The organism is Flavobacterium succinicans, assembly GCF_001662485.1.
In the GTDB taxonomy this organism is placed as follows: Bacteria; Bacteroidota; Bacteroidia; order Flavobacteriales; family Flavobacteriaceae; genus Flavobacterium; species Flavobacterium succinicans_A.
The window spans coordinates 207,432-230,115 of sequence record NZ_JMTM01000017.1 but is presented as its reverse complement, the minus strand read 5'-3'; the positions used below and the strand labels follow the sequence as shown (position 1 = coordinate 230,115).

The following is a 22,684-nucleotide window of genomic DNA, read 5'->3' as shown; positions in this document are numbered from 1 at the left end:
AACAACTTTTTTAAAAGATGAATTCGAATAAAAAACATATCAATATCGTTTGGTTCAAAAGAGACCTTCGTTTGCAGGACAACGAGGCAATCCATTCTGCAATCCATTCTGGTCAGCCCACACTTTTACTGTATGTTTTTGAAAAATCATTGCAAAACGATGGACATTATAGCGACAGACATTGGAATTTCATCAAGCAATCTATCGTAGCGCTCAACACCCAACTAGAACCTTATAATACAAAAGTTTTAGCGGTAAATGGTGAAGTCATTAGTGCCATTAATAGTATTCAAGAACTATACGCCATCAAAAATGTCTATTCACATCAAGAAACTGGAGTAAGAATAACGTACGAAAGAGACAAAGCATTCAAAAGATTTTGCAAAAACAACCAAATCAATTGGATAGAAAACATCAACAATGGCATTTTTAGAGGGCTAAAAAACCGAAGCAATTGGGTGGTGCAATGGGAAAAATATATGAATGAACCGAAATTTTCTTTTTTACCAAATGACGATACCTTTCTGAGATTGAACCAAATTGAAAAATTAGAGCGCTTACTAGAAAAAACAAATTTGACCACCATTCCCGATGCCATTTTTCAAAAAGGAGGCACTGAAATGGGAGAAAAATATTTAGACTCCTTTTTTAAAAATCGTTATTTCAATTATAGCGATCATATTTCAAAACCCTTGTTGGCTAGAAAAAGTTGCAGTCGCCTTTCCCCATATATTGCTTGGGGAAATTTATCTGCCCGAGAAGTATTGCAGCGAGCCGCTACTTTTCGGTTGATTTGTACCAACAAAAAACAAATTGATTCCTTTGTGTCGAGACTTACTTGGCAAGCCCATTTTATTCAAAAATTTGAAATGGAAGAAATTATGGAGTTTGAAAGCATCAACAAAGGCTATCACGATTTAAAAAAGAAAATCAATTCCAATTATGTCGAGGCTTGGAAAAAAGGACAAACTGGTGTACCTCTCGTTGATGCTTGTATGCGCTGCTTGAACGAAACAGGCTACCTCAACTTTAGAATGCGAGCATTATTGGTATCATTTTTTACCCATAACCTATGGCAACCTTGGCAAGAAGCTACGCAACATTTATCGCAAATGTTTTTGGATTTTGAGCCGGGCATTCACTACCCGCAATTGCAAATGCAAGCAGGTGAAACGGGTGTCAACTTATTACGAATTTACAACCCGATAAAAAATAGTTTGGAACACGACCCGCAAGGAGAATTCATAAAACAATGGGTACCCGAGTTACGAAATTTGCCCTTGCCTTTCGTTCATCAACCAAGTAAAATGACCTTTTTGGACCAAAAATTCAACAATTTCGAATTGGGAAAAGACTATCCAAAACCGATTGTCAATATTGATCGAACAAGAAAATTTGCTTCGGATTTTTTATGGAAAATGAAGAAAAATCCATTGGTTAAAGAAGAAAGCAATCGTATTTTGAAATTACATACCCTAGCCGATATTGGCGATAGCGATTAAAAATACTATTCATAAAATAAACAAACATTTAATACCAAACATATAAGCCAACTAAGTTTTTTAAAAAAGCCTATTCATCCAATTAGTTAAAAGTAAAAATAAGATACTAGTAGTTTCAACTACTTATTTGAACTATAAATTTCACTTTAGGAATTCAAACTAAAACTTATTTGACTTATATGTTTTGAATAATTTTTTTGATAAAAGGGATTCATATATAACCCCAAAAAAAAGCTTTAGCTATGCCCAACAAAATAGCCCTTACCGAATTAGAAATCGACCGAATTATAGAAATGGCGTGGGAAGACCGAACCACTTTCGAAGCCATCCAATTGCAATTTGGATTAAAAGAACAAGAAGTCATCGACTTGATGCGTGCCGAAATGAAGCCTTCGAGTTTCAGACTTTGGCGTGCCAGAGTACAAGGTCGGAAAACCAAGCACGAGAAACTTCGAAATTTTACCGAAGGAAGATTCAAATGTACTTTACAGCGACAAATCACGCATAACAAAATATCAAAACGATAAACCAAACTCAAAACGTATATGAAAAACATCGTAATCATTGGCGGTAGCAAAGGAATTGGTAGCGCGATACTAATACAACAATTGCAATCGAATCAAGTATACAACCTCAGTAGAACAGCACCAGATGTATCGCATCCTAATCTGACGCATTATTCCGTTGATGTTTTACAAGATGAACTTCCAGAGATCGAGAATATAGATACTTTGATTTATTGTCCGGGTAGTATTAATTTAAAACCAATCGGGAACCTCAGCATATCCGATTTCAAAAACGATTTTGAAATCAATGTTATTGGCGCTGTAAAAGCCATCCAGAAATATTTACCAGCCTTGCGAAAAGGACAAAACCCCTCCATTCTTTTGTTTAGTACAGTTGCAGCAAAATTAGGAATGCCCTTTCACGCTAGTATCGCAACTGCCAAAGCAGGTGTAGAAGGATTGGTAAAATCTTTGGGAGCTGAATTGGCTTCTGTGATCCGAATTAATGCCATTGCGCCCACAATTACAGAAACTTCATTAGCAGCGGGTATCTTAAGAAATGACAGAATGAAAGAAAACATGATCGAACGCCATCCGATGAAAGGGTATTTAAAACCAAATGAAGTAGCACATATGGCAAATTTTCTAATTTCGGATGAAGCCAAATCCATTTCAGGACAAGTTTTTGCCATGGATTATGGTATGGTTAGTTTTAAAATCTAAAATCACTCTTTCCGAACGATAAAAAACATTCTAAATCCTCTTTTGTAGGCAAAACCCACAAAAAAATCAATTTTATTTACTTATAAATCAATATTTTAACTACATTTAAAAGAAAACAAAAAACCACAACATGAATATTCTATTAACAGGAGCCACAGGATATATTGGAAAGCGACTATTGCCCTTGCTAGTAGCTCAAGGACATCATGTGATTTGCTGTGTAAGAGATAAAGACCGTTTTTATTTACCCGAAAATTTAGTTGATGAAGTACAAGTTATAGAAGTCGATTTTTTGAATCAAGAAAGTTTAAGTGCTATTCCCAACGAAATTGATGCCGCTTATTATTTGATTCATTCCATGTCGGGTTCGGCCAAGAATTATGATGAGTTGGAGTATGCCTCGGCTATGAATTTTGTTGACCGAATGAACCTCACCCAAGTCAAACAAGTCATTTACTTGAGTGGCATTGTCAATGACACTATTTTATCCAAACATTTGGCCTCTCGTAAAGCCGTTGAAGATGTTCTAAAAACAGGTCTTTTTGCCATCACAACTTTAAGAGCAGGGATTATTGTAGGCTCAGGAAGTGCTTCTTTTGAAATCATCCGCGATTTGGTCAACAAGCTTCCAATCATGATTACTCCAAAATGGCTCAATACCAAATGCCAACCGATTGCTATTTCGGATGTGTTGGACTTTTTGATAGGAAGTTTACATAATGAATTAACTTATGATCAGAATTTTGACATTGGCGGCCCAGATATTTTAACTTACAAAGAAATGCTTTTGGGTTTTGCCAAAGCTGCTGGATTGAAACGCTATATTTATACAGTGCCCGTAATGACGCCAAAATTGTCGTCGTATTGGCTGTATTTTGTTACTTCAACTACCTACAAACTCGCAGCTGCATTGGTCAGCAGTATGAAAGTAGAAGTAGTTTGCAAAGACAACCGTATTAATAAACTACTAGGAGTTTCTCCAATGAGGTATAGCGAAGCTGTTTCGAGAGCGTTGATCAAAATAGACAAAGACGACATCGCTTCGAGCTGGAAAGATGCTATGATTAGTGGCCAATTCACAGGTAGTGTTGCCGATTACCTTAAAGTTCCCAGAAAAAATTGCTTTATCGATCGTCGCAAAAAAGAAATTCTCAACCGTAACTATACCACCGAACGCATTTGGTCTATTGGTGGCGAAACCGGTTGGTATTATGGCGACTGGCTCTGGGAAATCAGAGGATTTGTAGACAAATTAGTGGGAGGCGTTGGTTTACGCAGAGGACGCACCAACCAACACGACATTCATTCTGGTGACGTTTTGGATTTTTGGCGGGTATTGTATGCCAACAAAAAAGAAGGCAAACTCGTTTTGTATGCCGAAATGAAACTCCCCGGTGAAGCTTGGCTGGAATTCAAAATCATACACAATACACTTTACCAAGCAGCCACTTTCAAACCGCATGGTTTTTGGGGCAAATTGTATTGGTACTCCGTTCTCCCTTTTCATGGCTTTATCTTTGAAGGTATGATAAATAAATTGATTAAAAAATAAATTACAAATTCCAAGAGTACAACTACTTCTTGGAATATGGAATTTGTTGCTTCAGGGATGTTAGCTCCGATAAAATAATTTCCACAAAAAAAACTTTAGTTTTATTTAACAAGGTGGAAAAAATCAAAAAATTGATTTTGTCATTTGTAAAAATTGAAACTTGAGTTAAAACTTTAGGTTGAAGACTTGGTGAAATTATCCATTTTATTTGTAGTTTCGTTTAGAAAAAAATAATCCGCTAAAAAACACCAAACTCAAACAAGCAATTAGAATTAATTAGATTGAACAAAAACATAAAATATCTTCTTTCTCTCATTCTAGTTTTTGGACTAGTTGTTAATGATTGTACTTTACATTCTCAAACAAATTCAGCAGCTTATTATCAATTTTCGAACATAATTCTCAAAACAGAATTAAACACGAAAGATTCCGAATTGTACTTCTTCAAGCAAGTAAATTCATCTAAAATTACCTCCTTTCCAATTCTATTTTTATGCCTAGACATCAAAGATTTTATTAATCTTCAAGTCAAGGTTCTTTTAAAAATTCAAACACTACTTTATCAAGAAGTAAGTGCTATGATGTCCCAAAACATTTTTATAAATGAATTGATTACTTCAAAAAACGAATACAAAAGTTTATACATAGCATAAATTAATTTTTAAGCTTTTATGCCAATCAGCGCATAAGAATATAAATATGTATAATCTTTTATCATTTACTAAATGTATAAACATAATAACAAAACACGTTTAGAGAAATCTAAACGACCTCTTCTTTGGATAAAAAGAAAAATTATTCTAATTATTACAGCATTTATGGTCGGAATGTCAAACGGACTAAACGAGGGAGACACAATGCTTAATGGAAATCAAAATCATACCGAACAACAACATAAAAAAGATTGATTTGAAATTGACAAATCCCAATCCCGAAGTTTCGAGATAAATCCCAAATTCCAAGGGTGCAACTACTTCTTGGAATTTGGATTTTTTTTTTTTGGAATTTAATTTTACCTATAACTTTTTCAATTTCAATCGCAAACTATTACTTACCACACTCACGCTACTCAGTGCCATAGCTGCACCCGCGAGCATTGGGTTAAGTAAAAATCCATTAAACGGAAATAAAATACCTGCCGCGATAGGAATCCCAATCACATTATAGATAAAAGCCCAAAATAAGTTTTGGTGAATCGTAGCAACAGTAGCTTTAGACAAACGAATCGCTTGTGGAATCTTATGCAAATCCGAGGTCATTAGCGTCATATTGGCGACTTCCATTGCAATGGCGCTTCCTTTTCCCATAGCAATACTGACATCGGCTTGGGCCAATGCGGTGCTGTCATTTATCCCATCACCCACCATAGCTACTGTTTTGCCTTGAGCTTGTAATTCCTTGATGAAATCAGCTTTTTGCTGAGGCAACACTCCCCCTTTGTAATGAGTAATTCCCGTTTGGGCGGCCATCGCTTGGGCGGCTTTTTCAGCATCGCCGGTTAGCATATAGACCGCAATGCCCATTTCTTCCAACTCACGAATCGCAGCCACCGAAGTTGGTTTTACCGCATCCGAAATGGCCAAAAGGGCTAAAACACTAGTTGCATTAGCAAAGCCAATTACGGTTTTGGCTTCGGCTTCCCAAGCGGTACTTTTCTGAAGGAAGTTATCGTTTATTTTGATTTGGTTGGCTTTTAAAAAAGAGGGATTCCCTATAAAATAATCTTTACCTTCTACTTTGGCTCGAACACCTTGACCTGTAACACTCACGAAATTCGTAATTGGAACCATTGGAACTCCTTGCAAATAATGGACAACGCCTTCGGCCAAAGGATGCTCTGATTGCGATTCTATACTCAACAAAATAGAACGTAAATTGGAATCGTTGCTACTCCACAATTCCTCGGCTACTTTAGGTTTTCCTTCGGTGATGGTTCCTGTTTTATCTAGAACGATGGTGTCTATCTTTTGTGCCAATTCTAAACTCAGTGCATCTTTGATGAGTATTCCATTTTCGGCTCCCTTGCCTACTCCAACCATAATGGCGGTAGGAGTTGCCAATCCCAAGGCGCACGGACAGGCAATCACCAAAACGGTAACTAAAGCCATAATCCCTTGTGTAAAACCATTTTCTCCTCCTAAAATCCACCACAAAACAAAAGCGACAACCGCAATCGCCATAACCACAGGCACAAAAATACTAGCGATAAAATCGACCTTTTTTTGAACTGGAGCTTTACTTCCTTGCGCTTCTTGTACCGTTTTGATAATATGAGCCAAAAGCGTTTCGGAGCCAATTTGGACAGCTTTGAACACCAAACTACCTTTTTGATTCAACGTACCTGCCCAAACCTTTTCGTTTGCCTTTTTGAGTACAGGAATGGGTTCACCACTCAACATACTTTCATCCACATAAGAATCGCCACTTATCACAACCCCATCGACTGCAATACGCTCGCCAGGTTTTACCAGCAATCGATCGCCTACTTTGACTTGCTCGATGGAAATTACTTTTTGCTCCTCGTTGTCTAACCACAAAGTAACCGTATTGGGTTGTAACTGTATTAACTTTTTTATGGCGGTGGAGGTATTGGATTTGGCATTTTCCTCTAACCATTTGCCTAATAAGATAAAAGCTACTACTACTGCTGCTGCTTCAAAATAGACGTGTCCGTGCAATCCTTTTTGATGCCAATAGTGAGGGAACAATGTATTGAAAACACTAAAGAGATAAGCCACGCCAGTACTCAAAGCCACCAAAGTATCCATATTGGCCGTACGATGACGCGCTTGCTTCCAAGCATTAATAAAAAAACGGTTTCCTAAACCAAAAACAATGGGAGTTGCTAACACCCACATAATTTCGTTGGCATAGGGCATTTCCATAAAAAACATTCCAATAATTACAATTGGCAAAGCCAAAATAGAAGCCCAAATGGTCTTATTTTTTAAAGTCGTGAATTTTTTTTCTTGAATAGTCGCTAAAGTCGTTTCTTCGTTTGTATCCTCTTCAATAAACAAATCATATCCTGCGGCTTGAACTGCTTTTTGTATCTCGGAGAGGGAAATGGTTTCGGGAAAAAATGCTACAGAAAGCATCGCCGAGGCATAATTAACATTTGCCGAAACGACACCTTTTAGAGGTTTTATCGCGGATTCTATTTTGCCGGCACAAGAAGCACATCCCATTTGTAAAACAGGAATTTGTCTCTTTATAGTAGTTTTCATAGTATACTGTTTTAAATTACAGTACAAAATTAGACGTATTCTAAATGAGAAGTATTACACAATTATCCGAAAGAATTACAACAATTTCGGAAGATAAACAGTGAATACTTTTTCAAGCATCCGTCATCTAAAAAAGAGCCACGAATGCACCAATTACAGCTAGAATGCTATAATAATTGTGGTGCAATTTGCTTTGGTTCTTCAATTCACAAATAACATGAATTTTAAATTTGCGCCATTAAAAACACCTTATAATCAAGAAAATTTCCACCAAAAAAAACAAGAATAAACACTAATTTATAACCGTTTTTTATTCCACGAATTCTTAAGGATCTATAAAATTAGTGCAATTCAATTTTAATATTTATAAAAATTAGTGTCAATTTGTGCATTCGTGGCTAACTTTTTTAAGGGAAACGAACTACTTTGCTTGGACTTGATCTAAAGGAATGCGTCGCTCAGAGCGAAGGTTTTTGAAATAACTTGGAGTTAATCCCGTTACACTTTTGAATTGATTGCTCAAATGTGCCACGCTGGAATACTGCAACTGGAAGGCGATTTCACTCAAAGTCAATTCGTTGTATACTAATAACTCTTTTACTTTCTCAATCTTTTGTGCGATGAAATATTTCTCAATCGTAGTGCCTTCGAGTTCGGTAAACAAAGTAGTAATGTATTTATAATCACAATCCAATTGTGTGCTCAAATAGTCGGAAAGGGTGTTTTTGAGTGCCGAATTTTGATTTTGAACCAAATCAATAATCAAGTTTTTCACTTTTTCAACCCCTTGTTTTTTTTGGTCTTCGATGATTTCAAAACCAACATTTTGAAGTGTTTTAGCAATAATTTGCTGGTCACTTACAGCAAGTTCCTTTTCAAAAACTACTTCACCAAGAGATACGGAAAGTGGCGTAAATCCGCTCTTTTCCAACTCGGATTGCACCACCATAATGCAACGATGGCACACCATATTTTTGATATAGATTTTCATTTTTGAAGTTTTTTGTAAAAGTACAAAATATGCAATTGCTTATTTCAAAATCCCTGCTTTGTACGTAGCGATGGCGCGGTCTCTTGCCATAGCGTGTTCCACCATGGGTGAACCGTAACCTAAGTCAAATTCAGGTATCCATTTTCGGATGTAGTGTCCTTTGGCATCAAATTTTTGCAATTGAATATCGGGGTTGAACACTCTAAAATAAGGAGCGGCATCATAGCCTGTCCCAGCAGCCCACTGCCAATTACCTACATTGGCAGACAAATCATAGTCTAAAAGCTTTTGAGCGAAATAGGCTTCGCCCCATTGCCACGGCAATAACAAATGTTTGCACAAAAAACTAGCCACCACCATACGCACTCGATTGTGCATATAACCTGTAGCATTGAGTTCGCGCATACCTGCATCCACCATAGGATAGCCTGTAGTTCCTGAACACCAACGTTGAAAATCAGCTTCGTCATTGCGCCATTCTATGCCGTCGTAAGCCGATTTGAAATTGTGTTGCACTACTTTGGGGAAATGATACAGGATTTGCATAAAAAATTCTCTCCAGATGAGTTCACTTAAGAAAACATCATTTTTACGCGCAGCCCAATTCACTAATTTTCGAACACTAACAGTACCAAATCGCAAATGTGGCGACAAATAAGAGGTTGTATCTAATGCTGGAAAATCACGGGTTTCGTGATAGTTGGCAATTTTAGTCAAATTGTGGGGTTTGACTTTGATGGTACTCGTTTCAAAACCAATAGCTGACAAGGAAGGAAATTCGAAGGAACTAGAAAACCAATTCTTAGAAAAAACAGTAGTATCATGCTCCGCAACGGGCGCCATGATTCGGTATTTCTCTAGCCATTTGTTTTTATAGGGTGTGTAAACAGTGTAAGGCAAACCATCGGCCTTGGTGATTTCGGCTTCTTCAAAAATGACTTGGTCTTTAAATGCCTGAACTTTTACGCCATTTTGAGCTAACAATTCAGTAATCTGTTGGTCTCTGTTTATGGCATAGGGTTCGTAATCTTTATTGAAAAAAAGCGCTTTGACCTCAAATTCGGTTATTAATTGTTGCCAAACATCTTGGGTTTTTCCTTTTTTTACCAAAAGAGAACTCCCAAATTCTGCTAACTTTTGATTGATTTTCGATAGTGATTCGTAGATAAAAGTGACTCTAGCATCGTCTTTGGGCAAATGTTCCAAAATGGCGTCATCAAAAATGAAAACAGCAAGTACTGGATAGCCACTTTGTAACGCCTGATACAAGCCTACATTATCTTCTAACCGCAAATCGCGACGAAACCAAAAAAAAGTAATAGGCTGTGCAGTCATTATTTGGTATTAAAAAGTTCATCTACGGCTTTTTCTCGATAAGAGAATATTTCTTTTAACTTGCTTTTGACTACAAGTGTGTTCATAATGCGACCCAAGAAACCTAAAGGAAGGGCGTAATGAACAACATCCGTCATTTTTACTCCGTTTTCGGTGGCTTCAAAGAAATGTTTGTGATGCCACAACGTATAGGGACCAAAACGCTGCTCGTCTATAAAATAGCTTTTGTCTTTTACGGCTGTAATAATGGTCATCCAACTGAGTTTTATTCCTGCCAATGGCGACACTTTGTATTGTATCACTTGACCAGGATAGGCAGTTCTACCGTCGAAATCTACGATTTGAAACCCCATATCTAGAGGCGTTATTTTTTGCAGATTTTGTGGACTAGAGAAAAAAGCCCAACATTCGTCAAGTGTAGCATTTACGTATTGAACGGTTTCTAATTTATATACTTTCATAATGTATGCGATAAATGATGTTGATTTCCCTGAGTGAGGGGTAGTAATGGAGCTCTTGTTGTAGTGGCGATAAAGGCCACTACAACAAAGCGGGAATGGATGACCCGACCCCCGATTGGAGAATCGTGTCGTTAGTATATTCGTGTTTCGGGGGGCACGCCCAAAAACTACATTTTATAATATTTGAACGGAACGAATAGCATTCCGAAACATTCGCCGTGTTCTTTACCTAAATGTTTATGGTGTACTTTGTGTGCTTTTCGTAGCCCAATAAGATATTTGTTGTTGGTGTTTTTGAACCATTTGAAGCGTTGATGAATCAATACATCGTGGATTAGAAAGTAACACAATCCATAAAAAAAGATACCCAATCCGATAAAAAACAAATAATTAATACCACCTTCTACACCAAAATAAAAAAGGAGAATACTAGGAATGGCAAAAATGACAAAGAAAATATCGTTACGCTCAAAGATATGTGCATATTTTGGCTGATGGTGGTCGGCGTGAAAATACCACATAAAACCGTGCATCACGAACTTATGTGTACACCAAGTGACGCACTCCATAAAAAGAAAAACTCCTAGAAATATGAAAAAATTAAGCATTTTGAATGAATTTGAAATGAAATATTAAACTAATCGCAACTTGTAGGTTACGAAAGATTGCGCCAACAATCCCGCTTTGGAATAATTGGAAACGCGTATTCTAGATGTGCCGATTTTGTGTGAAGGAGTACGCTCTAACTTATTCAAAAGTTTTTTGTAATAGACATAGGCTGTAAAAACACCAAATTTAGCTTCAAGCGGTAATTTCTTAATGCCTTCTCTTGCTACTTTAAAGTCTTCATCAATTTCAGCAATAATGGCTTTTTTTGCTTCATCATCAAAAGAACGAAGGTCTACTCCTGGAAAATAATTGCGATTCAAAACCAGATTGTCGTCTTTTAAATCTCTCAAGAAATTCACTTTTTGAAAAGCAGAACCTAAGCGCATCGCTTCGTCTTTGAGGGCATCGTATTTTTCTTGATTGCCTTGTACAAAAACCTTAAGACACATTAAACCCACCACATCCGCTGAACCGTAAATATAATCATCGTATTCCGCCTTGGTGTTATACTCTGATTTTATCAAGTCCATTTTCATGCTTTTTAGAAAAGCTTGTACCAAATCATCAGAAATATTGTTCTTTTTTACAGTGATTTGAAAGGCATTCAGGATAGGATTCAAACTAATTCCAGAAACCAATGCCTTGTAATAATCGGTTTCAAAATCTTGAATCAATTGTTCCTTTTGATATCCGTGAAAAGAGTCTACGATTTCGTCAGCAAAGCGGACAAAACCATATATATTATAGATATCTTCTCGAATACTTGGCGCTAGCATTTTTACGGCTAAAGAGAAAGAAGTACTATAGCTTTTGGTCACTAACTTACTACACTTAAAAGATACATCATCAAATAATTGCTTCATAATTTACGCTTCTGAAAATTTTTTATTAATTAACTCTGATACTAACTTTCCTGAAATTAATGCAGGTGGAACGCCTGGTCCTGGCACTGTTAATTGTCCAGTGAAATATAAATTGTATACTTTTTTACTTTTCAATTTTGGTCTCAAAAAAGCCGTTTGGAGTAGCGTATTGGCCATACCATAAGCATTTCCTTTGTATGAATTATATTCAGAAACAAAATCATTTTTACAGAATGATTGTTTAAATATAATATTATTTTTTACAGTTTGTTGTGTAAGTTGCTCAAAACGAGCAATTATTTTATCAAAATACTGTTCTCTCAACGCTTCGCTATCATTAATTCCTGGCGCTAAAGGCACCAAAAAGAAAGCAGACTCCATACCTTCAGGAGCTGCAGTAGGATCGGTTAGCGAAGGGAAATTAGCATAAAACAAGGGTTCTTTTGGCCATTGTGGTGCATCATAAATATCTTTGGCATGTTGGTAAAAATCAACATCAAAGAATAAAGCGTGATGCGAAATATTTTCTATTTTTTTATCAAAACCAACATAAAAAAGTAATGAGGAAGGGGCAAAAACACGACTTTCCCAATAGGCTTCTGAATAAGCTCGATGCTCTTTATCCAATAAAGTTTCTGTATGATGATAATCGGCACCGCTCAACACTACATCAGAGGTGATAGTTTGTCCATTGATAACAACAGCTTTAGCCGTTTTGTTTTCGACTACAATTTTTTCGATAGCTGCATTAGTGACAAATTTAACTCCCAACTCCCTAGCCAAACTTTCCATTGCCAAAACTACATCAAACATTCCTGTTTTGGGATGCCAAGTTCCTAAACCAAAGTCTGCATAATTCATAAAGCTATAAAACGAAGGCGTATCCGAAGGTTTGGCTCCAAGAAACAAGACCGGAAATTCAAGAATCTGAATCAATCTTGGATTGGTAAACTTTTTGCGAACATCACGACTGATATTGCTAAAAAATTGACCAACTTTTTGAGCTGTTTTTGTAGTAACCAATTCTAAAGGAGAAACACCAGGTCGATATACCAAATCTTTAATAGCAATATCATAATTACTTTGCGCTTCGGCCATAAAAGCTCTAAGAACTTTGCCACTTCCTTTTTCTATCGCTTCAAAAGTTTGGGCTATTTCGTCTAAATTATCAGCAATAGCAATAAAATCATCAATTCCAAAATATACTCTGTAGGCTGGAGAAAGTTTAATTAACTCGTAATAATCACTTGGTTTTTTATTAAAATCAGCAAAAAAACGTTCAAAAATATCGGGCATCCAGTACCAACTCGGCCCCATATCAAAAGTAAAACCAGCGGATTTCATCTGCCTTGCTCTTCCGCCAATTGTTGGATTTTTCTCAAAAATAGTAACATCGTGGCCGCTTTTGGCCAAATAACAAGAGGCGGATAAAGCAGAAAAACCTGAGCCAATAATTGTGATTTTTTTCATTATAGAAGGGGCGTATTTTTGGGTATTTTAGATTGCGTCAACTAATTCTGTTATAGATTGAAAAATATGCGTTTCAGAGGCTATTTTTTCTCTATCAATGTTCTCAACCAATCGACCAATAAACCACAATTGCGTACCATCGCCTAATAACTCCGACTCCATTGTTGACACATAATTGTCTATTGCCTCACGATCGGGCTGAACCGTCATGTAAGTAATGAAGACAATTGACCCAAAATTATTTTTCAACACTTTTAAGTTATCAATTGGCATGCTTTCGCCCAAATAAACCGTTTTGTAGCCTTGCAACAAAATTTCATAATGCAAATACATCAAACCTAGCTCATGAATTTCATTCATCGGCAAAGACAATACAAACACTTTATCATGATGTTGTACTGGCTGCGTTTGTAATTGCTCAATATTAATTAGTAATTTTTGCTTTATCAGATAGCTTATAAAATGCTCATGCGCTGGCGTGATTGTATCGGTTTGCCATAACAATCCCAATTCATTCATCAATGGGACAAAAACCTGCATAAAAACCTCTTTGAACGTTTTCTTGGCAATTAACCAATCATAAGTTCTAAAAAACAAATCCTGATCAAAGTTCATCATCGCCATTTTAAAATCGCTAATGGCATGATTGTTTGCATTTTTAGAAGTGATAATCTCACGAACTAAGGATGGGATTTTTTCTTCTGAATAGGTAGCAATCTTGGATATTTTGTACCCATAATCATGAAGCAAAGTTATGTTTAACAACTTTTGAAGACTATGAAGATCATATAAACGAATATTAGTGTCCGTTCGCATGGGTTGCAAAACATTGTATCTTTTTTCCCAAATGCGAATCGTATGTGCTTTAATCCCTGAGAGGTTCTCTAGGTCTTTGATGCTGAATACGTTTTTAATATTGTTCATTGTTTTTTGAAATTTATTAAACAAAAGTAACGTTTTTTTTTGATTAACAATAAAAAAAATTACAACATCACTTTTTCAAATGTATTAAGATCATCCAAATGAATTAAAGTATGGGTATGTTTCGCACTACTTTCAAACATCGATTTAAATTTCGCTCCATATACGACTTCTGGAAAAATATAAGAAGTTCTTGTGGCTACAGTAGTACTATACATGTCGTCAAATGTTTTTACAAAAACTAAAATCTCTCCTTGTACGTTTGCAAAATCTTCTTCCGTGAATTGATACAATGGACTTTTATCCGTAATTGGGTGCACAATAGTCCAACTCAATACGAGTGTATTTACTTTATTGATTTCTAAATCTAAAGTATAAAATTTATTGGTCAAAACTCCATCTTCTTCTATGCTCAATCCTATAGTCGCGTCAACTTCTGTATCGAGATAGTTCGTGTTTTTGTAGGGTGCCATTCTAAACATCAAAGCCGTCCCATTTTGATAAGGGGCAATAATTGCATTATCAGAAAATTTTAAATAAACCCTAGGCTTACTAAAACGACCGAAAAACAATCCCGTAGCTATTGCAAAACTTAGCAATCCAATTAAAGCTTCAGCTGCAGAGAGTGCACTAGTCATAAAACCAACCGGACTTATATGTCCATATCCAACCGTAGTAAAAGTTTGAGCACTAAAAAAATAAGCTTGACCAAACTGCTCCCATTGGCTTTGAGTAGTGGCTATCCCATTTAAGTGCTCAATTCCGATGGCGAAATACAAACAAGCAAAAACAAAATTAATTCCCATGTAAAACAAAAGCAATACGCCAAGAAATTTCCAGGTAGGCATATCCAATAAGGTATGGTACCAACTATTACTCTCAAAAAAAGAAAGTCCTAATCGTTTTACTCTTGCATTACCGTCTTTATTTAAAAAACGCTTTCCGTTAAGGGTTGCATTTGTTCCAAACCCTGTATTAATTATCGGTGTTAATTTGGAATTTAATCGTTTAAAAAGTGCCATGCCATTTTGCTATTAATTACTAATAAGAGTATTTTGTTGATTTTTAGATCTTAAAAATAAATAAATAACCTTAGAATTCTCAACCACTCCTTAAGTATGAGAAAAAAAAAGTATTTTTATGTGCTAAAATCATCTTCTATGAGAACACTGTTTTTTATTTTTTCCTTAGCAATTTCTCAATTGTATGCTCAAAATCTCAAAATGCCCATTCCTGTAGGATCTTTTCAACCTAAATTGGCGTTTTCAAACTACAAGAGTATTCAATTTACATCTCCGAATTTTAGTTTCAAAACGTATATAACACCCTATTCACTAAATATTTACAATCCCGCCAGTGGCTTGAATGATACATTTTATTTAAAAAACCAAGAGGCAAAATACAGTAAATCGTTTTATATTGCTCAAAACGCTCTTCATGCGAGAGGAACAAAAATAGATTCTTTTAACCCTTATGGAACTAATAACATTGGAGCCGCCTTAGCTCTTGGAGTCATAGATTTATTACTCAACAAATAAAACCTACATAACAAAAAAACAACCATCCATGAAAGAGATTACCAAAGCTGACATTAGCCAAGAAGTTTTTGATTTATATGATGATTATGCCCATAACAAAATTGAAAGAAGGCAATTTATTGAAAAATTATCGCTTTTTGCTGTAGGTAGCTTGACTGTTCCTACGCTACTCAATTTCATAACACCCAATTATAAAGACACTCAAACTATCGCAGTCGATGACCCAAGATTAGAATCAGCCATGATTAGCTACCCTTCCCCAAAAGGAGGTGGAACCATCAAAGGATTACTTTCAAAACCAACCGACAAAAAGAAAAAACTTCCTGGTATTATTGTAGTTCATGAAAACAGAGGCCTAAATCCTTACATTGAAGATGTTGGAAGAAGAGGAGCACTAGAAGGTTTTATCACATTAGCTCCCGATGCTCTGAGTCCGCTTGGTGGCTATCCCGGAAATGATGATGCTGGTCGTGAATTGCAAAAAAAACGTACCCGTGAGGAAATGCTCGAAGATTTTATTGCCGCCTACGAATTTTTACAAGATCATAAAGATTGTAATGGCCATGTAGGAGTGGTAGGATTTTGTTTTGGCGGATGGATTGCCAATATGATGGCCGTTCGAATACCAAAATTAGGGGCAGCAGTTCCGTTTTATGGTGGCCAACCTAGCGCAGAAGATGCTGCTAAAATAAAAGCACCGCTTTTGATACAATATGCAGGCTTAGATACTCGAGTAAACGAAGGTTGGCCCGCCTATGAAACCATTTTAAAACAAAACAAAGTTGATTATACTGCCTTTATCTATCCCGATGTAAATCACGGTTTTCACAACAATACTACGCCAAGATATGATGAAAAAGCAGCCACTCTAGCTTGGACAAGAACCATAGATTTTTTCAAAAAAAATCTAAAATAAAAAGCATTCAGAAAGAGATACCAAAAGAGCACTATGCAATACCCAAATAAAGATCAAAAATTTCCGCTCGAAAACTACACAAGATTATGCTTTTTAAAAAACATAATCACCAATCCGAACATTATCGTTGGAGATTACACCTATTATGATGATTTTGAAGATGTAGCTAATTTTGAAAAAAATGTAAAATATCATTTTGATTTTATAGGAGATCAATTGATTATTGGTAAGTTTTGCATGATTGCTTCTGATGTCACTTTTATAATGAATGGTGCCAATCATTTAACCCAAAGCATTAGTTCGTATCCCTTTGCAATCTTTGGACACGATTGGCAAAATGCTATGAAAGACAAAGCATATCCGAACAAAGGAAACACAATAGTGGGCAATGATGTTTGGATAGGTTACAACGTGACAATTTTACCAGGAATAACAATTGGTGACGGTGCAATAATTGCAGCCAATACAACAGTTACTAAAAACGTTCCACCCTACTCTATTGTGGGCGGTAATCCTTCAAAAGTGATTAAAAAAAGATTCACTGATGAAAAAATCGAAATCCTTTTAGAACTTAAGTGGTGGGATTGGGATATAGAAAAAATTACCAAACATGTCGCTGATCTTACAGGAGATACTAGTATTAACTTGAAAGCTATTGCAAATGAAGAATAGCCTCCTTCTTCTATTTTTTCTCTGTTTTACTCCCTTTTTTTACGCACAAAAAAAGATAATAAATATTGCCCCAGAAGAACTAATTATAGAAGAAGTCACCAATGGAAAAATAGAAAACAACATATTCATTTGTAATCTATTCGATTGGAAAATTGCTATTCCTGAAGGATTTAAAATAACCGAATCCTCAAAAATAGATGAACTCGAAAAAAAAGGATATACTTTTATCAAAAACAATGTTCAAGAAGCTACCTCTATCCATTCCAAACCTCCACTTTTGATTGGTTTTGAAAGGAACAAATACAATTATTTCAGTTCAAGTTACGAATCGCTTAAAGGAGATAAAAAAGTAACTTTGGAAGAGCACAAGAATTTTTCGGTTCAATTATTAACCAATACCTATACTAAAATAAAAGAGCTCAAATCCGAAATAAAAGCTTCAAATTTAAACTTAGGGCCACACCAATTCTACAAAATAACTATAAGATTGTACAATAGCAAGAATGACAGACTCGTATTAACCCAAGAAATCTATAACACTTTTATCAATAATCACTTGTTTAGTGCTTCTATCAATTATACCAATGAAATTACAGGAATGTTATTGTACTATAACTTAAAAAAATCCTTTGAAACCAATTAAAAATTAAACATGTCAGTATCCGCTATAATAAACGCAACAGATTTACTAACTATTTACAAAACCAAAAACATTCTTTTGGTTGATGCCAGCAACGGGCCAAATACTAGACTCAATTACGAAAACAAACATTTGGAAGGAGCCCTTTTTGTAGATGCAAATACACAATTGGCCACTATCGAAACTAATGTTGCTGTTGGAGGAAGACATCCCTTGCCTAGCATTGAAGATTTCTCAAAAACTTTGGGCGATTTAGGGATTACTCCTCAAACTTGGGTAGTAGTTTATGACGATAAAAATGGAGCAAATGCCGCCGCTCGCTTTTGGTGGATGCTACGCGCTATTGGTCACGAAAAAGTACAAGTGCTTAATGGTGGCATTCAAGCAGCAGAGAAAATAGGTTTTCCTATAAATTCAGAACCAGTTTCTTTAGCAAAAAAAGAAAACTATTCTTGTCAAACTTGGCAATGGCCTATAGCTTCAATTGATGAAGTCGAAAAAGTAGCCGAACTTCCTTCACATACCGTAATAGATGTTCGAGAAGCTTTTCGTTATAACGGAGAAAGCGAACCCATTGACTTAATTGCAGGTCATATTCCTGGTGCCATCAATTTTCCTTTTACTGAAAACCTAGATGAGAATGGTTTGTTTTTGCCTCCAGAAGTTTTAAAAGAAAAATACAACACGCTCCTCGGTGAGTCCTCTTCCGAAAACACCATTGTACATTGTGGTTCGGGTATTACCGCTTGCCATACTTTATTAGCCCTACATCATGCAGGTTTTGCTATTCCAAAATTGTATGTAGGCTCTTGGAGCGAATGGAGCCGAAACGACAAACCAATAGCTACAAACAAGTAACAGAACCTTAGTTAGTTTAATACACGAAAAAAGCCCCTAAAAAAGGGGCTCTTCTATAAATTGATTTGAGTTTATTTACTCAAGTACATTTTTCTTCTAGAGTACAATTCATAGAATTGATCATCTTTCAAGTCATCAATAAACAAAATGCTCTCTCCAGTTGATTTCATTTCTGGTCCTAACGCTTTGTTTACATTTTTGAATTTACTAAATGAGAAAACTGGTTGCTTGATGGCATAGCCTTTTAACTGGGGATTGAAATCAAAATCAGTAACTTTACTATGACCTAACATCACTTTGGTTGCGTAATTCACGTAAGGCTCACCATACGCTTTTGCAATGAATGGTACCGTTCTAGAAGCTCTAGGATTCGCTTCGATGATGTAAACCATATCGTCTTTAATTGCAAACTGAATATTAATTAATCCTACCGTTTTCAATGCCAAGGCAATTTTCTTAGTATGATCTTTAATTTGTTGCATTACGAATTCTCCTAAATTAAAAGGAGGCAAAGTAGCATTACTGTCACCAGAGTGTACTCCGCATGGCTCAATGTGTTCCATAATTCCGATGATATACACATTTTCGCCATCACAAATCGCATCCGCTTCAGCTTCAATAGCTCCTGCTAGGTAATGATCTAAGAGTAATTTATTTCCTGGAATGGACTTCAACAAGTTGATTACGTGTTCTTCTAATTCTTGTTTGTTGATCACGATTTTCATTCCTTGACCACCCAATACATAAGATGGACGAATCAACAATGGAAAATCTAATTTATCCGCTAAAGCCGAAGCTTCATCAGCAGTTTCTGCAATTCCAAACTGAGGGAAAGGAATTTCTAATTCAGTCAAAAGGTCAGAAAAACGTCCTCTATCTTCTGCTAAATCTAAAGCTTCAAAACTAGTTCCGATGATTTTCACACCATATTTAGATAGTTTTTCAGCTAATTTCAAGGCAGTTTGCCCACCTAACTGTACGATAACACCTTCTGGTTTTTCGTGTTTGATGATATCATAAATATGTTCCCAGAAAACTGGTTCGAAATACAATTTATCCGCAGTATCAAAATCGGTAGAAACCGTTTCTGGATTACAATTGATCATAATGGTTTCGTAACCACACTCTTTGGCTGCTAAAACACCGTGTACACAAGAGTAATCAAACTCAATTCCTTGACCAATTCGGTTTGGTCCAGATCCAAGAACAACAATTTTCTTTTTATCTGTTACTATGCTTTCGTTATCAACATAACGCTCTCCATTGGCTTTTTCAATTTCAGCCTCAAAAGTTGAGTAGTAATATGGTGTTTGCGCTTTAAACTCAGCCGCACAAGTATCTACTAATTTGAACACACGATTGATGTTCATTTTTTCTCTCAACTCATGCACTTGACTTTCCAAACAACCCATCATATGCGCAATTTGTCTGTCGGCAAATCCTTTTTGTTTGGCTTCAAGTAGCAATTCTCTTGATAAAGTATCTACTTTATAGTTAGAAATTTCTTTTTCTAAGCTATAAAGTTCTTCGTATTGTTTTAAGAACCACATATCGATTTTGGTGATTTCGTGAATACGACTCAATGGAATTCCCATCGCAATAGCGTCATAAATTACAAAAACACGATCCCAACTAGCAAAAGTTAGTTTTTCAATAATTTGCTCGTAATTGGTATACCCTTTTCCGTCAGCACCTAGACCATTACGTTTAATTTCTAATGACTGTGTGGCTTTGTGTAAGGCTTCTTGAAACGAACGTCCAATTCCCATCACCTCACCTACAGATTTCATTTGAAGTCCTAACGTTCTATCAGAACCTTCGAATTTATCAAAATTCCAACGAGGAATTTTCACAATTACATAATCCAAAGTTGGCTCAAATAAAGCTGATGTAGATTTTGTAATTTGATTTTGTAATTCATCTAAATTGTAGCCCAAAGCTAGTTTTGATGCAATTTTAGCAATTGGATATCCAGTAGCTTTTGATGCTAAAGCAGAAGAACGCGATACACGAGGGTTAATCTCGATAGCAACGATATCCTCTTTTTCATCTGGAGAAACCGCAAACTGTACGTTACAACCTCCAGCAAAATTTCCGATAGAACGCATCATTAAGATGGCCATATCACGCATTTTTTGGAAAGTCGTATCCGATAAAGTCATTGCTGGAGCAACTGTAATAGAGTCTCCGGTGTGGATTCCCATTGGATCCATGTTCTCGATGGAACAAATGATCACTACGTTGTCATTTTTATCTCTTAAAAGCTCCAACTCATATTCTTTCCAACCTAGTAGTGCTTTATCGATCAACACTTCGTGAATTGGTGACATTTCTAAACCATAGGTTAGTTTTTCGTCAAATTCTTCTTTAGTATGAACAAAAGCTGCTCCAGTTCCTCCTAAAGTAAACGATGGACGAATCACTAACGGGAAACCAAATTCTTGAGCAATTTCTTTACCCTCAAGGAAAGAAGTTGCTGTTTTAGCTGGCGCTGTTGGTACATTTATTTTTTGAAGTAATTGTTTGAACTGCTCTCTATCTTCGGTGATGTTGATCGCATTTACATCAACACCAATCATTTTTACTCCAAAATCGTCCCATATTCCTTTTTCATCGGCCTCCAAACATAAATTTAAAGCTGTTTGACCTCCCATGGTTGGCAGAACAGCATCAATTTGTGGATGCGCTTTAAGAATTTCAATGATAGATTTTGTAGTTAAAGGTTTTAGATAAACGTGATCCGCCATAGAAGGATCTGTCATAATTGTAGCTGGATTCGAATTGATAAGAATTACTTCAATTCCTTCTTCACGAATGGATCGTGCCGATTGAGATCCTGCATAATCAAATTCGCAAGCTTGACCAATTACAATAGGACCTGAACCTATTATTAAAACGGATTTTATTGAGTTATCTTTTGGCATTTTTTATGAATTGTGAGGTTATTGTATTTATTCCGAGGAAACTAATTAACGCTAGTCGCGTTTGGGTATAAAAAAAGGCGATACTAAAAAAAAGTAACGCCTTATATGATGTTTATACAAACATTATTTTTTGTGTCTAGGTTCGCTAGAAACAGTTAATTTATGTCTTCCTTTAGCTCTTCTACGCGCTAGAACTTTTCTTCCATTCGCAGACGCCATTCTGTCCATAAATCCGTGTTTATTTCTTCTTTTTCTTTTCGATGGTTGAAATGTTCTTTTGCTCATTGCTTTGTATCTTTAAAATCTTGTTTATGTATCTTTATTTTGTTTGGACTAACCCTTATTCCAAAACCGAGTGCAAATATACAAAGACTTTTTTTTCTAGCAAGTAGTTTTATAAAAATATTTTTAATTCCTTTTACTATCTTTGCAATCTAAATTTAACACCTATTATGTTTCACAGAAATATCAAACTTATCCTAGCTGCATTAATCATCATTGCAGGAATTTGGCAATTTACAGAATCTAATATTGGAAACGGAATTTTCTTATTATTCCTAAGTGCTTTCCCTATTTTTCTTTACTACAAAAATGAATTTATTTTATTAGCCTTCTTAAAATTAAGAAAACAAGATTTTCCTGGCGCTCAAAAATGGCTGGCTTACATCAAAAATCCAGAAACTGCACTGGTAAGAAAACAACAAGGTTACTTTAATTATCTTCATGGAATTATGGTTTCACAAACCAATATCAACCAAGCTGAAAAGTTCTTCAAAAAAGCGATTGAATTAGGGCTTTCTATGGATATGGATTTGGCGGTAGCCAAATTAAATTTAGCTGGTGTTGCTATGTCTCGTAGAAGAAAATTGGAAGCTACTACCTTATTAAATGAAGCCAAAAAGCTAGACAAACAAAATATGTTGAAAGAGCAAATTACAATGATGAAAGAGCAAATGAAAAAAATCTAATGCTTAAT

General features: G+C 35.8%; 21 protein-coding genes. 10 read left to right on the top strand and 11 right to left on the bottom strand.

Features of this window, described 5'->3' with window-relative positions:
* The first annotated feature begins 17 nt into the window (after positions 1-17).
* The 4 genes from FLB_RS03210 to FLB_RS03195 all read left to right on the top strand — a co-directional run bounded on the left by FLB_RS03210 (position 18) and on the right by FLB_RS03195 (position 4,283).
* Positions 18-1,502: a cryptochrome/deoxyribodipyrimidine photo-lyase family protein gene (locus tag FLB_RS03210; protein ID WP_064714515.1), complete on the top strand. Its 1,485-nt coding sequence runs from the start codon at positions 18-20 to the stop codon at positions 1,500-1,502.
* A gap of 242 nt (positions 1,503-1,744) precedes the next feature.
* Entirely contained in the window at positions 1,745-2,029 is a 285-nt protein-coding gene (locus tag FLB_RS03205; protein ID WP_064714514.1) for a TIGR03643 family protein, read from the top strand.
* A gap of 18 nt (positions 2,030-2,047) precedes the next feature.
* Positions 2,048-2,731: an SDR family NAD(P)-dependent oxidoreductase gene (locus FLB_RS03200; RefSeq protein WP_064714513.1), complete on the top strand. Its 684-nt coding sequence runs from the start codon at positions 2,048-2,050 to the stop codon at positions 2,729-2,731.
* Between the two features lie 130 nt (positions 2,732-2,861).
* Complete coding sequence (locus FLB_RS03195; protein ID WP_064714512.1) at positions 2,862-4,283, top strand: SDR family oxidoreductase; 1,422 nt, start codon at positions 2,862-2,864, stop codon at positions 4,281-4,283.
* A 1,016-nt stretch (positions 4,284-5,299) separates the two neighbouring features.
* Here FLB_RS03195 and FLB_RS03180 read toward each other — a convergent pair.
* The 9 genes from FLB_RS03180 to FLB_RS03140 all read right to left on the bottom strand — a co-directional run bounded on the left by FLB_RS03180 (position 5,300) and on the right by FLB_RS03140 (position 15,182).
* Complete coding sequence (locus tag FLB_RS03180) at positions 5,300-7,510, bottom strand: heavy metal translocating P-type ATPase (RefSeq protein WP_064714510.1); 2,211 nt, start codon at positions 7,508-7,510, stop codon at positions 5,300-5,302.
* A 421-nt stretch (positions 7,511-7,931) separates the two neighbouring features.
* Positions 7,932-8,501: a helix-turn-helix domain-containing protein gene (locus FLB_RS03175; protein WP_064714509.1), complete on the bottom strand. Its 570-nt coding sequence runs from the start codon at positions 8,499-8,501 to the stop codon at positions 7,932-7,934.
* Between the two features lie 39 nt (positions 8,502-8,540).
* The gene (locus tag FLB_RS03170; protein WP_064714508.1) at positions 8,541-9,836 is read right to left on the bottom strand and encodes a cryptochrome/photolyase family protein; all 1,296 of its coding nucleotides are present in this window, start codon (positions 9,834-9,836) and stop codon (positions 8,541-8,543) included.
* Positions 9,836-10,297, bottom strand: a complete 462-nt coding sequence (locus tag FLB_RS03165) for an SRPBCC family protein (protein WP_064714507.1) — start codon at positions 10,295-10,297, stop codon at positions 9,836-9,838. Before FLB_RS03165 ends, FLB_RS03170 begins: the two co-directional genes overlap by 1 nt.
* Positions 10,298-10,464: 167 nt before the next feature.
* A complete protein-coding gene (locus tag FLB_RS03160) occupies positions 10,465-10,905 on the bottom strand; it encodes a sterol desaturase family protein (RefSeq protein ID WP_064714506.1) in 441 nt (146 codons plus the stop codon).
* A gap of 24 nt (positions 10,906-10,929) precedes the next feature.
* Complete coding sequence (locus FLB_RS03155) at positions 10,930-11,769, bottom strand: phytoene/squalene synthase family protein (protein ID WP_064714505.1); 840 nt, start codon at positions 11,767-11,769, stop codon at positions 10,930-10,932.
* Positions 11,770-11,772: 3 nt separating this feature from the next.
* The gene (locus FLB_RS03150; RefSeq protein WP_064714504.1) at positions 11,773-13,242 is read right to left on the bottom strand and encodes a phytoene desaturase family protein; all 1,470 of its coding nucleotides are present in this window, start codon (positions 13,240-13,242) and stop codon (positions 11,773-11,775) included.
* Positions 13,243-13,266: 24 nt separating this feature from the next.
* Complete coding sequence (locus FLB_RS03145; protein ID WP_064714503.1) at positions 13,267-14,163, bottom strand: MerR family transcriptional regulator; 897 nt, start codon at positions 14,161-14,163, stop codon at positions 13,267-13,269.
* Between the two features lie 59 nt (positions 14,164-14,222).
* Positions 14,223-15,182, bottom strand: coding sequence for an ion channel (locus tag FLB_RS03140; protein WP_064714502.1), 960 nt, complete (start codon positions 15,180-15,182; stop codon positions 14,223-14,225).
* Positions 15,183-15,320: 138 nt separating this feature from the next.
* On the opposite strand from FLB_RS03140, the gene FLB_RS03135 reads away from it, so the two are divergent.
* The 5 genes from FLB_RS03135 to FLB_RS03115 are packed head-to-tail and all read left to right on the top strand — an operon-like array spanning position 15,321 to position 18,784.
* Complete coding sequence (locus tag FLB_RS03135) at positions 15,321-15,698, top strand: hypothetical protein (protein WP_157490520.1); 378 nt, start codon at positions 15,321-15,323, stop codon at positions 15,696-15,698.
* Between the two features lie 28 nt (positions 15,699-15,726).
* Positions 15,727-16,614: a dienelactone hydrolase family protein gene (locus tag FLB_RS03130; protein WP_064714500.1), complete on the top strand. Its 888-nt coding sequence runs from the start codon at positions 15,727-15,729 to the stop codon at positions 16,612-16,614.
* A 33-nt stretch (positions 16,615-16,647) separates the two neighbouring features.
* Positions 16,648-17,286: a CatB-related O-acetyltransferase gene (locus FLB_RS03125; RefSeq protein WP_064714499.1), complete on the top strand. Its 639-nt coding sequence runs from the start codon at positions 16,648-16,650 to the stop codon at positions 17,284-17,286.
* Complete coding sequence (locus FLB_RS03120) at positions 17,276-17,929, top strand: hypothetical protein (protein WP_064714498.1); 654 nt, start codon at positions 17,276-17,278, stop codon at positions 17,927-17,929. Before FLB_RS03125 ends, FLB_RS03120 begins: the two co-directional genes overlap by 11 nt.
* Before the next feature lie 9 nt (positions 17,930-17,938).
* Positions 17,939-18,784 carry a sulfurtransferase gene (locus FLB_RS03115; protein WP_064714497.1) on the top strand — a complete coding sequence of 282 codons (846 nt, stop codon included), beginning with the start codon at positions 17,939-17,941 and terminating at the stop codon, positions 18,782-18,784.
* A 71-nt stretch (positions 18,785-18,855) separates the two neighbouring features.
* On the opposite strand, the gene carB is transcribed toward FLB_RS03115, so the two are convergent.
* Positions 18,856-21,708: a carbamoyl-phosphate synthase large subunit gene (gene carB, locus FLB_RS03110; protein ID WP_064714496.1), complete on the bottom strand. Its 2,853-nt coding sequence runs from the start codon at positions 21,706-21,708 to the stop codon at positions 18,856-18,858.
* Positions 21,709-21,831: 123 nt separating this feature from the next.
* The gene (gene rpmH / locus FLB_RS03105) at positions 21,832-21,993 is read right to left on the bottom strand and encodes a 50S ribosomal protein L34 (RefSeq protein WP_008464848.1); all 162 of its coding nucleotides are present in this window, start codon (positions 21,991-21,993) and stop codon (positions 21,832-21,834) included.
* Positions 21,994-22,160: 167 nt separating this feature from the next.
* On the opposite strand from rpmH, the gene FLB_RS03100 reads away from it, so the two are divergent.
* Positions 22,161-22,676, top strand: coding sequence for a hypothetical protein (locus tag FLB_RS03100; RefSeq protein WP_064714495.1), 516 nt, complete (start codon positions 22,161-22,163; stop codon positions 22,674-22,676).
* Positions 22,677-22,684: the final 8 nt, after the last annotated feature.